At 66.3% G+C, this 14090-nt stretch carries 16 protein-coding genes; 6 read left to right on the forward strand and 10 right to left on the reverse strand.

Annotated features, from left to right (window positions below):
* Positions 1-3: 3 nt before the first annotated feature.
* Positions 4-939: an inositol monophosphatase family protein gene (locus ACLIJ1_RS01085; protein ID WP_411363629.1), complete on the reverse strand. Its 936-nt coding sequence runs from the start codon at positions 937-939 to the stop codon at positions 4-6.
* A 141-nt stretch (positions 940-1080) separates the two neighbouring features.
* Between ACLIJ1_RS01085 and ACLIJ1_RS01090 the strand changes: the two genes are divergently transcribed.
* Positions 1081-1830 carry an RNA methyltransferase gene (locus tag ACLIJ1_RS01090; RefSeq protein WP_411363630.1) on the forward strand — a complete coding sequence of 250 codons (750 nt, stop codon included), beginning with the start codon at positions 1081-1083 and terminating at the stop codon, positions 1828-1830.
* A gap of 31 nt (positions 1831-1861) precedes the next feature.
* Positions 1862-2632: a serine O-acetyltransferase gene (cysE, locus tag ACLIJ1_RS01095; protein WP_411363631.1), complete on the forward strand. Its 771-nt coding sequence runs from the start codon at positions 1862-1864 to the stop codon at positions 2630-2632.
* Positions 2633-2658: 26 nt separating this feature from the next.
* Here the strand turns inward: cysE and ACLIJ1_RS01100 are convergent, their stop codons facing one another.
* From ACLIJ1_RS01100 to yjgA, 3 genes are read right to left on the reverse strand one after another with little or no spacing between them, the layout of a single operon-like run.
* Complete coding sequence (locus ACLIJ1_RS01100) at positions 2659-3135, reverse strand: FKBP-type peptidyl-prolyl cis-trans isomerase (RefSeq protein ID WP_411363632.1); 477 nt, start codon at positions 3133-3135, stop codon at positions 2659-2661.
* Between the two features lie 4 nt (positions 3136-3139).
* Positions 3140-3718 (reverse strand): molybdopterin adenylyltransferase, encoded by a 579-nt coding sequence (gene mog / locus ACLIJ1_RS01105; protein WP_411363633.1) that lies wholly within the window; start codon positions 3716-3718, stop codon positions 3140-3142.
* Positions 3711-4379 (reverse strand): ribosome biogenesis factor YjgA, encoded by a 669-nt coding sequence (gene yjgA / locus ACLIJ1_RS01110; RefSeq protein WP_411363634.1) that lies wholly within the window; start codon positions 4377-4379, stop codon positions 3711-3713. Before yjgA ends, mog begins: the two co-directional genes overlap by 8 nt.
* A gap of 42 nt (positions 4380-4421) precedes the next feature.
* Here yjgA and pmbA point away from each other — a divergent pair, with 42 nt between their 5' ends.
* The 3 genes from pmbA (at position 4422) to ACLIJ1_RS01125 (ending at position 7235) form a co-directional block, all read left to right on the forward strand.
* A complete protein-coding gene (gene pmbA / locus ACLIJ1_RS01115) occupies positions 4422-5846 on the forward strand; it encodes a metalloprotease PmbA (RefSeq protein WP_411363635.1) in 1425 nt (474 codons plus the stop codon).
* Between the two features lie 217 nt (positions 5847-6063).
* Positions 6064-6255 (forward strand): hypothetical protein, encoded by a 192-nt coding sequence (locus ACLIJ1_RS01120; protein WP_411363636.1) that lies wholly within the window; start codon positions 6064-6066, stop codon positions 6253-6255.
* On the forward strand, positions 6255-7235 hold the full coding sequence (locus ACLIJ1_RS01125; protein WP_411363637.1) for a hypothetical protein: 981 nt from the start codon (positions 6255-6257) through the stop codon (positions 7233-7235). The genes ACLIJ1_RS01120 and ACLIJ1_RS01125 overlap by 1 nt, the downstream gene beginning before the upstream one ends.
* Before the next feature lie 6 nt (positions 7236-7241).
* Here the strand turns inward: ACLIJ1_RS01125 and ACLIJ1_RS01130 are convergent, their stop codons facing one another.
* From ACLIJ1_RS01130 to lysA, 3 genes are all read right to left on the reverse strand, one after another.
* A complete protein-coding gene (locus ACLIJ1_RS01130; protein ID WP_411363638.1) occupies positions 7242-8453 on the reverse strand; it encodes an ABC transporter substrate-binding protein in 1212 nt (403 codons plus the stop codon).
* A 93-nt stretch (positions 8454-8546) separates the two neighbouring features.
* Positions 8547-8993 (reverse strand): GatB/YqeY domain-containing protein, encoded by a 447-nt coding sequence (locus tag ACLIJ1_RS01135; RefSeq protein WP_411363639.1) that lies wholly within the window; start codon positions 8991-8993, stop codon positions 8547-8549.
* A gap of 37 nt (positions 8994-9030) precedes the next feature.
* On the reverse strand, positions 9031-10269 hold the full coding sequence (gene lysA, locus ACLIJ1_RS01140; RefSeq protein WP_411363640.1) for a diaminopimelate decarboxylase: 1239 nt from the start codon (positions 10267-10269) through the stop codon (positions 9031-9033).
* Between the two features lie 69 nt (positions 10270-10338).
* Between lysA and ACLIJ1_RS01145 the strand changes: the two genes are divergently transcribed.
* Positions 10339-11259: a LysR family transcriptional regulator gene (locus ACLIJ1_RS01145; RefSeq protein WP_411363641.1), complete on the forward strand. Its 921-nt coding sequence runs from the start codon at positions 10339-10341 to the stop codon at positions 11257-11259.
* Positions 11260-11310: 51 nt separating this feature from the next.
* Here ACLIJ1_RS01145 and rpsU read toward each other — a convergent pair whose 3' ends face one another.
* From rpsU to ACLIJ1_RS01160, 3 genes are all read right to left on the reverse strand, one after another.
* Positions 11311-11523, reverse strand: coding sequence for a 30S ribosomal protein S21 (gene rpsU / locus ACLIJ1_RS01150; protein ID WP_056273869.1), 213 nt, complete (start codon positions 11521-11523; stop codon positions 11311-11313).
* Between the two features lie 196 nt (positions 11524-11719).
* Positions 11720-12922, reverse strand: a complete 1203-nt coding sequence (locus tag ACLIJ1_RS01155) for an NAD(P)/FAD-dependent oxidoreductase (protein ID WP_411363642.1) — start codon at positions 12920-12922, stop codon at positions 11720-11722.
* Between the two features lie 4 nt (positions 12923-12926).
* On the reverse strand, positions 12927-14054 hold the full coding sequence (locus tag ACLIJ1_RS01160; RefSeq protein ID WP_411363643.1) for a sterol desaturase family protein: 1128 nt from the start codon (positions 14052-14054) through the stop codon (positions 12927-12929).
* Positions 14055-14090: the final 36 nt, after the last annotated feature.

A 14090-nucleotide genomic window follows, 5' to 3' on the forward strand; every position in this document is an offset into this window, starting at 1 on the left:
CGGTCAGAACGGGGCGACGTGCACCGTGGGCGGGAAGTCGTCGGCCGGCGGTTCGTCGCCATCGGGCTTGCCTTCTGCGGCAGCAGCCGGTTGGCTCGCCTGGCGCACCGCAGCCTTGTCGCCGGCGCTGGCGAACTTGCTGTACTTGCCGGTCAGGCCCACCAGCTGGCCGTAGATCCGCGGGTTGGCGGCCAGGCACTCGCGCTGCTCCAGGAAGTTCGATTCTCCGGTGAAGTTGCCGATCAGGCCACCGGCCTCGGTCACCAGCAGGGCGCCGGCGGCCACGTCCCAGGGCGAAAGTCCCATCTCGAAGAAACCGTCGGTCATGCCGGCGGCCACATAGGCCAGATCCAGCGCGGCCGAGCCGGGACGGCGCAGGCCGGCGCACTTGGGCATCACGTCGGCAAACATCTGCATGTAGGTCTGGAAGGCGTCGCCCGGACGGAACGGGAAGCCGGTGGACAGCAGGCACTCGCGCATCGAATTGCGCTTGGCCACGCGAATGCGGCGGTCGTTGAGGTAGGCGCCGCGGCCACGGGTGGCGCAGAACAGGTCGTTGCGGGTCGGGTCATAGACCACGGCCTGTTCGATCCGGTCGTTCACCATGAGCGCGATGCTCACGCAGTAGACAGGGAAACCGTGGATGAAATTGGTGGTGCCGTCCAGCGGATCGATGATCCAGACGTGGTTCTTGTCGCGGCCCTTGCCTTCTCGTCGTCCGGATTCTTCGGCCCAGATGCCGTGGTCGGGGTAGGCCGTCTGCAGGGTTTCGATGATCACGGCCTCCGCCGCATGGTCGACTTCGGTCACGAAGTCGTTGGTCTGCTTGACCGAGACGCGCACGGATTCGACGTCGAGCGCGGCGCGATTGATGATGGCGCCGGCGGCGCGGGCGGCCTTGATGGCCACGTTCAGCATGGGGTGGAGGGTGGACGACATGAATTGTGTTCCTTGACGGGCCGCTGGAAGCGGTCGTGGGCAGGGGGATGAGCGGGAGCGCGGGTTCCGGCGATGCGGGGCGGCGACAATGGTGCCCATTTTACCGGGCGCGGCCGATCCCGCCGAGACAGATTCCACACGATGCGCACGAGATTCATCCTGATCCAGACCAGCCACGCCGGCAATGTGGGCGGCGCCGCCCGCGCCATGAAGGTCATGGGCTTCGACGAACTGGTCCTGGTCGCGCCGCGCTGGCCCAACGTGCTGCGCAAGGAAGAGACCATCCAGCGCGCCAGCGGCGCCAACGACGTGCTGGCGAATGCGCGCATCGTCGAAACGCTGGACGAGGCGCTGGTCGGCGTGAGCCACCTCTGCGCCACCGCCATGACGCCGCGCGATTTCGGCCCGCCCACACGTGCCCCGCGCGAACATTTCGCGCAGTTCCTGGCCGAGGCAGCGGCGCCCGGCGCGGTGCAGCCCGAAGGCATCGCTTTCCTGTTCGGCTCGGAGCGCTTTGGCATGCGCAACGAAGACGTCTACCGCTGCCACGCCTGCCTGTCGATCCCGACCAGCGAAGGTTTTGGCTCGCTCAATCTCGCTGCGGCGGTGCAACTGATCGCCTATGACTGGCGCCAGGCAGTGGGTGGCTTTGCGCTGCCGCCGACCACGCCGGAGCGTCCTGCCGCCGACGCGGCTTCGGTCGCGGGCATGCTCAGCCATCTGGAGCAGGCGCTGGTGGCGGTCGACTTTCTCGACCCGGACGCGCCGAAGAAGCTGATGCCGCGGTTGAACGGTCTGTTCAACCGGGCGCAACCGACACCCGAAGAAATCCACATCCTGCGCGGTGTTGCCAAAGCCATGCTGCAAACCGCCGAACGCGCAAAGCGCTAGACTGGCTCCCCGTTCACATACTCCCGGCCCCATGTTCGCCCGCATCCGATCCGACATCCAGTGCATCCTCGAGCGCGACCCTGCCGCGCGCAGCACCTGGGAAGTGATCACCTGTTACCCCGGCCTGCACGCCGTCTGGCTGCACCGCCCGGCGCACTGGTGCTGGACCCACGGCCTCAAGTGGCTGGGGCGCTTCACCTCGCACATGGGCCGCTGGCTCACCGGCATCGAGATCCACCCGGGCGCGAAGCTCGGCGAGCGCGTGTTCTTCGATCACGCCATGGGCACGGTGGTGGGCGAGACGGCCGAAATCGGCGACGGCTGCACGATCTATCAGGGCGTGACACTGGGCGGCACCTCGCTCTACAAGGGCGCCAAGCGCCATCCGACACTGGGCAAGGACGTGGTGGTCAGCGCCGGCGCCAAGGTGCTGGGCGGCTTCGTGGTCGGCGACGGCGCGAAGATCGGCAGCAATGCGGTGGTGATCAAGCCGGTGCCGGCGGGCGCGACGGCGGTCGGCATTCCGGCGCGCATCATTCCGAGCAAGTCGGGCGAAAGCGCCGATGTGACCGAAGCGCACCCGAAGTTTCAGGCCTACGGCATTACGCAGGAAGACGACCCGTTGTCGCAGGCAATGCGCAGCCTGATCGACAGCGCGGCCGGGCAGGAGCACCAGATTGCCTTGCTGTGGCAGGCGATCGAGAAGCTGTCTTGCGCGCAGAAGGGCAACTGTGTGCCATCGGACGCGGCGCGCGAAGAGTGTTTCGAGGCCGACAAGCTCAATCAGCTGGTCGGGAAGTAGATCCAGCCCCGCGGCGCGGGGGTGGGTCAATGGTGATGGCCGTGTGCGCCGTGCGCATGGCCATGCGCGATTTCTTCCGCTGACGCAGCCTTCACGTCCAGCACCTTGAGCTGGAACGTCAGGGTCTGCCCGGCCAGCGGGTGGTTGCCGTCGAGGTGCACGGTGTCGCCCTTGATCTTCACAACCGTGAAGACCTGGTGGCGGCCCTGCTCGTCGTGGCCTTCGAGTTGACCGCCGACCTTCACGCCGGGCGGAAATTCTTTCTTCGGCATCGTGGTGACCAGCGATTCGTCGCGTTCACCGAAAGCGTCGGCGGGAGCGAGCTTCACTGTGGCCTGGTAGCCGGCTTCCTGGCCTTCGAGCGCATTTTCAATGCCGGCCAGGGTGTTGCCGTAGCCGCCGTGCAGGTAGCTGCGCGGGGTCTTGCCGTCTTCGAGCAGCTTGCCGGTGGCATCGCTGGCGCGGAAGGTGAGGGTGACGACGGTGTCTTTGGTGATGTTCATGGGCTTATTTCTTCTTCGGACGCCAGGCCTTGATGACCTCGTCGTTGGTTTCGATGTAGGGGCCGTCGATCAGGTCGATGCAGTAGGGCACGGCGGAGAAAATGCCGTTGACTCTGGGTGTGCCGTCGGCGTTCTTCAGGCCTTCGAGCGTCTCGGCAATCGCCTTGGGTTGACCGGGCAGGTTGATGATCAGGCTGTTGTCGCGGATCACGGCGACCTGCCGCGAGAGGATGGCGGTGGGCACGAAGGCCAGGCTGACCTGGCGCATCTGTTCGCCGAAGCCGGGCATTTCCTTGTGTGCGACCGCCAGCGTGGCCTCGGGCGTCACGTCGCGTTTGGCCGGGCCGGTGCCGCCGGTCGTGAGTACCAGCGCGCAGCCGGCGTCGACCAGGGCAATCAGGGCCTCGCTGATGAGAGGTTGTTCATCCGGGATCAGGCGTTCGTCGAAGGTGATCGGGTTCTTCAGCGCCTTGCCCAGCCATTCCTTGAGTGCGGGCAGGCCCTTGTCTTCATAGACGCCGCTGCTGGCGCGGTCGCTGATGGAAACGATGCCGATTCGCACCGGGTCGAAGGCATTACTCATCGTCATCCTCTGAATCGCTGTCGTTGTCTGCTTCCTCGTCGTCGCGCGAGAGCGTCGCACGAACCAGCTGGAAGATCTCGCGGAAAGCCTTGCCGTGGCGTTGCGCCTCGCCCGGGCGTTCGCTCACGCCCTGGGCGTCCTTGCGGGCCTGGCGGATCAGGGCGCGCAGCTGCTGCACGTCGGCTTCCGGGTCGGACTGCAGCCACTCGGTGAGCGCACCGTCGTCGGCGATCAGGCGGTCGCGCCAGTGTTCGGCCTGGTGCAGCGCCAGGGTTTCGCGTGCCGAGGGCTTGCGCTGCTCTTCGAGCGCGGCCTCGATGCCAGCGATCGTGGCGTCGTCGAGCTTGCGCATGAGCTTGCCGATGAACTGCATCTGGCGGCGCTTGCCCTCGAAGTTGGTGATGCGCCTGGCTTCCTGCAGCGCTTCGATCAGCTTGTCGCCGATGTCTTCATGCTGCTCGCGCAGCTTCGCCATCAGGTCGCTGCGCAGGGTGAGCAGACTCTCGCCCAGCGCCTGCAGGTGGTCGCTGTGCTTCTTGAGGTCGGTCTTGCTCATGTCGACCGAACCCTTGAGTTCGCGCTTGAGTTCGAGGTCCAGTTCGCTGCCGGAAGCGACGAATTGGCCACGGACGAAGTAGCCTTTTGTGGGTTTGCGGGACATGGGAGGGGGGAGAAGAGGGCGGCAAGTATCATAGCCGCCGACATGAAAAACACCTCTGCCACCCCCATTTCGACCCCTGCCGACCCCGCGATGCCGCTGGCCGGGTTCCAGTATTCGCGCAGCCGTTTCGAGGAGGTGGTGGATCTGGCCCTGCAACATGCGAAGAAGCTGGGCGCTGCCGACGCAGCGGCCGAGGTGTCCGAAGGCGCTGGCCTGAACGTGGGCGTGCGCAAGGGCGAACTGGAAAACGTGGAACGCAACCGCGACAAGTCGCTGGGCGTCACGGTCTATCTCGGCCACCGCCGCGGCAACGCGTCGACGTCCGACTTTTCGCCCGCCGCGATCCGCCAGACCGTGCAGGCTGCCTATGACATCGCGCGCTTCACCGCCGAAGACCCCGTCGCCGGATTGCCCGATGCCCAGGACATTGCCGACACCTTTTCCGACCTGGACCTGTTCCACCCCTGGGCGATCACGTCCGATGAGGCCGTGCGCGTCGCGCTGGCCTGCGAACAGGCGGCGTTTGCCACCAGCCGCAAGATCAGCAACAGCGAAGGCGCCAGCGTCTCGGCACAGCAATCGCATTTTTTCAGCGCCCAGATGCGCGGCGGCGAGCGCGGCAAGCCCGGCATCTTCAGCGGTGGCTACGCCAGTTCGCGCCACAGCATTTCGGTCGCGCCGATTGCCGGCAAGGGCGCGCACATGCAGCGCGATTACTGGTACAGCTCGGTGCGTGCGCCGCAGGAACTGGCCACGCCCGAGGCCGTGGGCCGCTACGCCGCCGAGCGCGCGCTGGCCCGCCTGAACGCCCGCAAGATCGCAACCACCGAGTGCCCGGTGCTGTTCGAGTCGCCGCTGGCCGCCGGCCTGCTCGGCGCCTACGTGCAGGCCACCAGCGGTGGCGCGCTGTACCGCAAGACCACCTTCCTGGCCGGCAGCCTGGGCAAGAAGGTCATGGCACCGCACCTGGACATCCTTGAAGACCCGCACATCGTTGGTGGCAAGGGCAGCGCGCCGTTCGACGACGAGGGTGTGAAGACGGTGCGCCGCAAGGTGCTGTCGGCCGGCAAGGTGCAGGGCTATTTCCTGTCGACCTATTCGGCCCGCAAGCTGGGCATGCGCACTACTGGTAACGCCGGTGGATCGCACAACCTGACGCTGACCAGCCGCCTGACGCAGCCCGGGGACGACCTCAAGGCCATGCTGAAGAAGCTCGGCCGAGGCCTGTTTGTGACCGAGCTGATGGGCCAGGGCGTGAACTACGTGACGGGCGACTACTCGCGCGGTGCGTCCGGCTTCTGGGTCGAAAACGGCGAGATTGCGTTCCCGGTGCAGGAAATCACCATTGCAGGCAACCTGCGCGAGATGCTGCTGGGCATTGAAGCCGTGGGCGCCGATGCCTACACCTACGGTTCGAAAACCGTCGGATCGATCCTGGTCAACCGGATGAAGCTCGCCGGTAGCTGAGTCGTGACCCCTGCTCCACACTGCACGGGTCGCTGCCCTCGGTGGGGGTAATCCCCCATCTTGGGCGGGGTAGTTGCCCATCCAAAGGTATTTCCATCCCGAGCATTGAACGCAAGTCGTTGATTTGCATGGAATGCCTGGCTGGTACACGGTGTGCAAGAAGGACGTTGGCGTGCCGCTTCCGGTCGCCGGTTGTCCAACTTCCCAGGAGCTGCTCATGCGCCATACCTTCGCCCGCCTCGCCCTTCCCGTTCTCGCCACCCTCGCGGTCGGTGTTCTCTCGCCGTCGCTCGCCGTGGCCCGTGAGGGTGCCCAGAGCGTTGGTCATGGCATCAAGTGCTACACCGCCGCCGTGACCAACGCGGACGGCACCGTCACCTACACACGCGTCTGCTACAAGGGCGTCTGATGGGGTGGCGCTGGCCAGTGCGGCGGACAGCCCACCGCATCCTGGCCGGCGTGGCACTGGTGTCGACGGCGGCCCATGCGGCCCCGATCGACGCCGGGTTGCCAGTGATGCAAGAGCCAGCCGTCCGCGTCGATGTCGAAACGGGCATCGGCCACGAGTCGCAGCAGGCGCCGCTGTTTCAGGTCTCTCCCGAGAGCGCCATCATCTATCTGGATGGCGTCCAGCGCCACGGCGGCGGGCATCTGCGCTGGCGCGTGCAAGGCTCTTACGAAAGCCCGCTGGACCAGGGGCGGGGGTTCGGCATTCAGGCCGACCTCCAGGTCAAGCGCGCACCGCGCGAACGCCAGCTCGACCTCTACAGCGCCTCTGTGCAGCCGTTGTGGCACGTCGCCTGGGGCGGCGACAGCATCGGCGGTGGACTCGACCTGCAGACCATGGGGGTGGCCGGCCAGGCGTTTCGAGACTCTGCGTCGTGGGTGGGGCACTGGACCCGTCCGGTGCCGGGTGGTCTCTGGGCATTGATCGGCGAGTGGGGACGCGATCGCCACCACGGCGATTTCTCCGACATGGATGCCAGGATCCACAACGCCGTGCTGCAGCGCCGCTGGAACGAACCCTTCCATGGCGTGAACGGGGCGACGCTGACCGTGCTCGCGGGCAGGGAGTCCAACCAGCGCGGCCTGCCGGAGCTTTCCCACCGCAGCCTGATGTTCAGCGCATCGCTGGAGGGCAGCAGTGCGGGGCTGGACTGGACCCTGCGTGCCAGCCGGCTCACCGCACGGTTTGATGCGGGCGTGTTTGCCGGCGAAGCTGCCCGCCGCGACCGGACCTCGATGCTGGATGCCATCGTCGAATGGCCGGTGACCGATCTGGACGATGTGCGGCTGGAGTGGAACCTGCTGGACAACCGGTCCAGTGTCCGCCTCTACGACACCCGCTACCGGCAGTGGTCGCTCAGCTGGAGCCGCCACTGGCGGTGACGGGCCTCACTTCTTGCGCTGCACCACCAGGTTGCGGCGTGCGTCTTCCGGGTAGGCAAAGGTGATGGCACCGCTCTTGACCTTGCCCATCACCAGCATGTTGGGCGTGATGGCGTCCTTGTCGTCGAGACTGAAGGGTTTGTCGTAGGTCGAGACGACCCCGTAGTACACCCGGGAGATGTTCTCCAGCGCGGCCTTGATGGCGGGGCCGTTGAACTTGCTGTCGCGGATCCCCAGCAGCGCGTAGGTCAGCAGGTAGGTGGTGTCGTAGGACTGGGCTGCGGCCATCGGCACGGCAATCTTCTGCTTGAACTTGCGGTTGTAGGCCGAGAGGAAGGCGGCGCGGCGCTCGTTGCTGGGTTCGGCAATGAAGGTCTGCGCCATCAGCGCGCCGTCGGCGGCGGACTTGGCGCCGTCGATGAAGAACGGGAAGGACAGCGTCCACGCGCCCACCTGCGGCACGTCCCACTTGATTTCCTTCTTGCTGTTGGCGATGACCGCGTTCTCCGGGCCCACGGTGTAGCTGAAGACCACATTGGCCCCGGCGTCCTTGGCCGCCGCCATTTCCTTGGTGAGGTCCTTCACCCCGAGGCCGAAGCGGGCCACGTACACCGGCTTGAGCTGCTTGGCGGCCAATGCGGCTTCCACGTCCTTGAGACCGGCTTCCCCGTAGCCGGTGGTGTCGGCAAAGATGGCCACCTTGGTCCAGCCGCGCTTGACCAGATCGTCGACCACGAACGGCGCCTGAATGGCGTCCCGCGCCGAGGTGCGGAAGATGTAGCTCTGTGGAGCGGGGAACTTGGTGGTCAGCGGTGTGCCGGTGGCGCAGGGGATGATCAGGGGCATCTGCCCGTTCTGGAACACCTCCAGCGACTTGGCCGCGACGCCGGTGTTGCAGAAACCGATGGTGGCGATCACGCCCGGGGTGTTGGCGACCTCCTGAGAGGCCTTGAGGCCGACGTCGGGGTTGCCCTGGTCGTCCTTGACCACAAGCTCCAGCGGGCGGCCCAGGTAGCCGCCAACGGCGTTGATTTCGTCCACCGCCAGCTGCACGCCGTGCAGCATCGGGTTGCCGAAGTCAGAGGAGGGGCCGCTGAACGGACCGATCACGCCGATGCGCACCGGCATGCCGCTCTGGGCATGCACGGTCGAAGCCGTCAACAAGGCTGCTGCCAGAAGCCCGGAAGTTGCGGACAGGCGGACGATGGAACGGAACACGGGCACCTCCAGAAAAGTGCCGCGAGTGTAGGCAGGGCCGGAGCGGTCGCGTGCCCCGGTTTACCCTGAATCAGCGCCGATGTTTGCGCTGCGTCAACCCGCCAGGGCGGCTTTCACGGCAGCCGAGACCTGGCCCATGTCGGCCTTGCCTGCCAGGCGCGCTTTCACCGCACCCATGACCTTGCCCATGTCGCCCGGGCCTTTGGCACCCAGCTCGGCCACGATGGCCCTGACCTCGGCCGCCACTTCCTCGGCCGACAGGCGCGTCGGCAGGTAGGCCTGCAGCACCTTCATCTCGGCGCTTTCCTTGTCGGCCAGGTCCATGCGGTCGGCCTTGGTAAAGGCTTCGATGCTGTCCTTGCGCTGCTTGATCAGCTTGTCGACGATGGCGACAACCATGGCGTCGTCCAGCTCCACGCGCTCGTCGACTTCCTTCTGCTTCATCGCGGCCGTCAGCAGGCGGATGGTGCCCAGGCGTTCCGTGTCCTTGGCGCGCATCGCTGCCTTCATGTCTTCGGTGATCTGTTCCTTGAGGCTCATGGTGTGCTTTCCGTGATTCGGTGAACCGGCGATTGTCTCAAACCTGTTCCAGCGCCAGCAGCTCATCCACCGTCTGGCGGCGGCGGATGAGGCGGTGGCTGTCACCGTCGACCAGCACCTCGGCCGCCAGCGGCCGGCTGTTGTAGTTGCTGGACATCGAGGCGCCATAGGCCCCTGCGTCGTGCAGCACCAGCAGGTCGCCCACCTGCGCCTGCGGCAGCGCGCGCGTGAGCACGACGCCGCCTTCGGCCTGGGTGAACACGTCGCCCGACTCGCACAGCGGGCCGGCGACCACGGTCTCCACCGTCGCGCGCGGTGTGTCGTCGGCCGGGATCAGGCCCATGCCGTGGTACGCGCCGTACATGGACGGTCGCATCAGGTCGGAGAAGCCGGCGTCCACCAGGGTGAAGCGGTTCGATCCCATGGGCTTGATAGCGCGCACTTCGGTGACCAGCACGCCGGCCTCGGCCACGAGGAAGCGGCCTGGTTCGAGTTCCAGATGCACGGCGTGACCGAGGAGATGGGCAATCTCGCGGCGCGCGTCGTCCCAAAGGCTGAAGTAGTGCGCGGTGTCGATGCGCGGCTCACCGTCGCGGTAGGGGATGGACAGGCCGCCGCCTGCCGAGATCGCCTGCAGGTCGGTGCCGGCGCGTTTCACCAGCTGCACCATGGCCTGGCAGACCTCCTGCAGGTGCGCGTAGTCCACGCCCGAGCCGATGTGCATGTGCAGGCCGACCAGCTTGAGGCCGTGTTGCTTCACGGCGGCCAGTGCGTCTTCCAGCTCGGCGTGCCAGATGCCGTGCTTGCTGTGTTCGCCACCGGTGTTGGTCTTGTTGCTGTGGCCGTGGCCAAAGCCTGGGTTGATGCGCAGCCAGACCGCGTGGCCGGGCGAGACGGCGCCGAGCTGGTGCAGCATGTCGATGGAGCCGGCGTTGACCGGCACGCGGTGTTCCACCACGGTGGCCAGGGTGGCGTGGTCGAACAGGTCGGCGGTGAAGACGATGCCTGATGCGCCCTGGACGTTCACTTCGGCGGTATAGCCGGCGGCCAGCGCGCGAAGGATTTCGCCACGCGAGACTGCGTCGACCACCACACCCTGCTCGCGCATCAGGCGCAGCAGGTGGATGTTGGAGTTGGCCTTCTGGGCAAAACGGATGGTGTCGAAGGCGCGCAGTTCGGCAATGCGGGCGCGGATCGTGGCGGCGTCGTAGACCCACAGCGGGGTGCCGTGCTGGCGGGCGAGGGACTGGAGGAGGGCGTCGGAGAAGGGGTTCATGTTGCCAATGATCCCGGTTCTGGTCATATTGAGCAATGCCAGATAATTCCATATCAATTCAAATTTGATATGAAACTCAGCCACCGCCAGATCGACTTCTTCCGTGCCGTCATGGGCACCGGCCACGTCACGCGCGCGGCCGAGCTGCTGCGCACCTCGCAGCCCACGGTGAGCCGCGAGCTGGCGCGGCTGGAGCAGGTGCTGGGATTTGCCTTGTTCGAGCGCGTCAAGGGGCGCCTGAAGCCCACCGTGCGGGCGCTGGCGCTGATGGAGGAGGTGGAGCAGTCCTACGTGGGGCTGGAGCGCATCGCTGCCACGGCGCTGGGCCTGCGCGCATATGCCCATGGCCGGCTGCAGCTGGCCTGTCTGCCCGCGCTTTCGCACGCCTTGCTGCCCGATGCGATTCGCCGCTTCGCCCTGCAGCAGCCCGAGGCAGCGGTGGGACTGACGCCCATCGAGTCACCGCAACTTGAAGCGGCATTGTCGGAGCAGCGCTTCGACCTGGGCCTGAGCGAACGCCACGAGGCGCCGGCCGCCTGCACGCTGCAGACCCTTTTGGTGGCCGATGAGGTGGCGGTGCTGCCGGCGGGGCATGCGCTGGCGCAGAAGGCGGTGCTGGCGCCCGCCGATTTCGCGGGCCACTCCTTCATCAGCTTCGCGCCGGCCGACCCCTACCGCCAGCAGGTCGACGCGTTGTTCGCCGCCGCCGGGGTGGAGCGACAGCTTCGGCTGGAAACCCCGAGCGCGGTCTCGGTCTGCGCCCTGGTGCGGCAAGGGCTGGGGCTGGGCATCGTCAACCCGCTGACGGCGCTGGAACTGGCCGGGGAGGGTCTGGTGGTGCGGCCGCTGAGTGTGAGTGTTCCGTTCCATGTGGCGCTGATCCGCCCCAGCTGGCGCACCGAGCATCCGCTGCGGGCGGCCTTCGAAACGGCCTTGACCGAGGCCGCTGGCGCCCTGAAAACCCGACTGGCCCGGACCGCGCAGACGTAAAAAAACCCGCTGCAGCGTCCTGAGCGGGTTCTTGTCGAAGCGACTGAAGAATCAGTACAGCTTCTTGGGCAGCTGCATGCTGCGCACGCGCTTGTAGTGGCGCTTGACGGCGGCGGCCTTCTTGCGCTTGCGCTCGGCGGTCGGCTTTTCGTAGAACTCGCGGGCGCGCAGGTCGGTCAGCAGACCCAGTTTTTCGATGGTGCGCTTGAAGCGACGCAGAGCGACGTCGAACGGCTCGTTGTCTTTAACACGGATGGTCGTCATTGAAGGAGAGATTCCAGAATGCACAGAAAGAGGATGAACGGGAAGATCGGGCCCAGGCATCGTTTCTGCAAAGTTCCCCCGCCTGTTAACTAGTATTGGCCGACGGGGGTTTGCCAGCAAAGCCTTGGATTATAGCGTCCTGCCGGTAGAACGCCAGCCCCGTTGTGGTTGGCCTGAACGGTGTTCAAAGCGACGGTCAGAGAGCGACTGCGCACGCGTGCGCACTCGCCCAGGCCCACTGGAAGTTGTAGCCGCCCAGCCAGCCGGTCACGTCGACCACCTCTCCAATGAAGTGGAGGCCCGGCTGTTTCGATTCCATGGTCTGCTGCGACAGGTCGCGGGTGTCCACGCCGCCCAAGGTCACCTCGGCCTTCTTGTACCCCTCGGTGCCGGTGGGCACCAGTTCCCAGCGTGCCAGCCGCTCGGCCAGCCGGGCCAGTGCCTTGTCGCTGCATTCCGCCACGGGGCGCTGCCATTCCTTGTCCTGTTCCACCCAGGCCTCGGCCAGGCGGGACGGCACCCACTGCGCCAGTTCGTTTACGAGCAGCTTGCGGGAGCGCTGCTTCGCGTCGGCCAGCGCGGCCGGCAGGTCGACCTCGGGCGCGAGGTTGATGCGGATCGGGGTGCCGGGTTTCCAGTAGCTGGAGATCTGCAGCACCGCTGGGCCAGAGAGGCCGCGGTGGGTGAACAGCAGGTCTTCGGCGAACACCATGCGGTTCTTCTTGTCGCCGGTTTCGATCAGCACCGGCAGGGCCAGGCCGGCCAGTCCCGCGTAGGGCGCCCAGCCTGTGCCATCGAAGGTCAGAGGCACCAGGCCGGGGCGCGGTTCGACGGTGCGTAGGCCGAACTGCTTCGCGACCCGGAACCCGAAGTCGGTCGCGCCGATGGCCGGGATCGACAGACCGCCGGTGGCGATCACCACCTTGTGCGTCTGCACCAGGCCTTGGTCGGTGTCGAGTTCGTAGCCGCCGTCCGCGGCAGTGCGCAGCTCTTTCACGCCGCAGGGCTGCCGGCGCTCCACACCGCCGACCGCACATTCGGCCAGCAGCATGTCGATCAGGTCGCCGGCCGAGCGGTCGCAAAACAGCTGGCCTTTGTGCTTTTCGTGAAATGCGATGCCGTGCTTGTGCATCAGGGCGATGAAATCGGCCGGCGTGTAGCGCGAAAGCGCCGAGCGGCAGAAGTTCGGGTTCTCGCCGACGAAGTGCTTGTGCGGCTGGCGCACGTCGATGTCGCGGTTGGTGAAGTTGGCCCGGCCGCCACCAGAGATGCGCACCTTCTCGGCCACCTTCTCGCTGTGGTCGAGCAACAGTACCTTCAAGCCGCGCTGACCGGCGATGCCCGCACAAAAAAGGCCGGCCGCGCCCGCGCCGACCACCACGACATCGAACCGGCTCACGGGTTCAGCCTTTCCAGACGAAGGGGAACTTCACCTGTTTCCAGAAACCGTTGGGAACATAGTCGCCCAGCACGCCGTAGCGTTCGGGCCAGGCCTTGTCGCTTTTCACGGCGGTGCCAAACAGGTGGTCGATGAAGGCGAAGTGCGCCGCATAGTTTTTGTCCAGCGCCTCCTGGTCCTGGCTGTGGTGCCAGTGGTGGAAGTTGGGCGTGACGATCAGGTAGCGCAGCGGGCCGAGCCGCACGCTGACGTTGGCGTGGTTGAACACCGCCTGGAAACCGACCACGATGATGTAGGCGTCGATCACGTCCTTGGAGAAACCCATCATGTAGACGGGGACCAGCACCAGCGTGCGGGTGATCAGGATTTCGATGACGTGCTGTCGCGAACCGGCCAGCCAGTCCATGTGTTTGGCGCTGTGATGCACTGCGTGCAGGCGCCACAGCAGCGGCACCTCGTGGTAGGCGCGGTGGGTCCAGTACTGCACCAGGTCGGCCGCCAGAATGAGCAACGGCAGCGCCACCCAGAACGGCAGCCCGCCGACCCAGCCGCGCACGCCGTCGACCGCGGCCCAGCCGAACAGCTTGTGCACCAGCAGGTTGGTCGCCAGCAGCATGAAGCCGATCAGCATGTGGTTGACGATGAAGTGGTGCAGGTCGGTCTGCCACTCGGGGCGGAACACCGGCTGGTCCTTGCGAAGGGCGAACAGTTTCTCGATGAAGATGAAGATCAGCGCCGAGCCCAGCAGGTCCAGGATGAACCAGTCCAGGCCGATGTAGGGCGTGTGGTCGGGGAAGTTGGGATCGACCTCGACCTTGTGGCCGCCCAGCAAGGCGCACAGCAGCACCAGCGCGAACGCGGCACCCGCCAGCCAGGGCGCGCGCCGGAACACGAGGTTGACCAGGCTGAGCGCACCCGCGACCACCAGCGACCAGAACATCAACTGGCGGATCATCGCCACGTCGTAGCTCTTGCGCAGCTCGGGCGTGGTCAGGTACTCGGGGAAGTGGAAGGCCAGCACGCCCAGGAAACACAGAAAGGCCAGGCTGAGCGCCAGCACGCCGGTGACCAGGCCACGCCCCGGTTTGAGTGCGCCGTGGCCTTCGGTCAGTTCGTTGAGTTTGTCGAGCACGTGGTTCCCCCTCGCGCCGCTGTGGGCGGCCTGTTG

It is taken from the genome of Hydrogenophaga sp. RWCD_12, assembly GCF_046604225.1.
GTDB lineage: Bacteria > Pseudomonadota > Gammaproteobacteria > Burkholderiales > Burkholderiaceae_C > Hydrogenophaga.